General features: G+C 59.7%; 1 pseudogene. It reads left to right on the plus strand.

Features of this window, described 5'->3' with window-relative positions:
* Positions 1-384 (plus strand): annotated as a pseudogene (locus JWG43_RS20755) ((2Fe-2S)-binding protein); the annotation flags it as partial.
* Positions 385-467: the final 83 nt, after the last annotated feature.

Below are 467 nucleotides of genomic sequence, written 5' to 3' on the forward strand. Positions count from 1 at the left end.
GATTTCCCCAGGCTCGCGGACCTCTGGTTCCGTGATGTGCCTCTTGCTCCGGTTCCCGTGTCGGTAGCTTGGCAACCGGGACCAGCGAAAATCACCGGTTCAGCGGTTGAAGAGATCACTCGTGCCTTCATCGCCGCCGGGTTGAGCAAAATTGTCGCCTGGGACAACCTAGCCTCAGCAGTGAGCACTTCGGTCATCATGGTGACTCGCTGTCGCCCAGATTTACGCCAGGCAGCCATCGACGTCGCCACAGAGATATTGGCTATGGTCGACCCACGCCCCGGTATCACTGCCGGACCGGGCTTTCACCGCCGCAGCTGTTGCCTCTATTACCAGGTCAGTGGCTCTCGCATAGCTTGCTGTGGGGACTGCGTGCTGGTCTGAACCACGGTCGCCGGGGCATCGTAATCATGGCGGGCCAAACTCATCGGCCATCGCAATCGTCCAACATCAGCTGGAACTAACCC

This window comes from Desulfobulbus alkaliphilus, assembly GCF_016918545.1.
In the GTDB taxonomy this organism is placed as follows: domain Bacteria; phylum Desulfobacterota; class Desulfobulbia; order Desulfobulbales; family Desulfobulbaceae; genus Desulfobulbus; species Desulfobulbus alkaliphilus.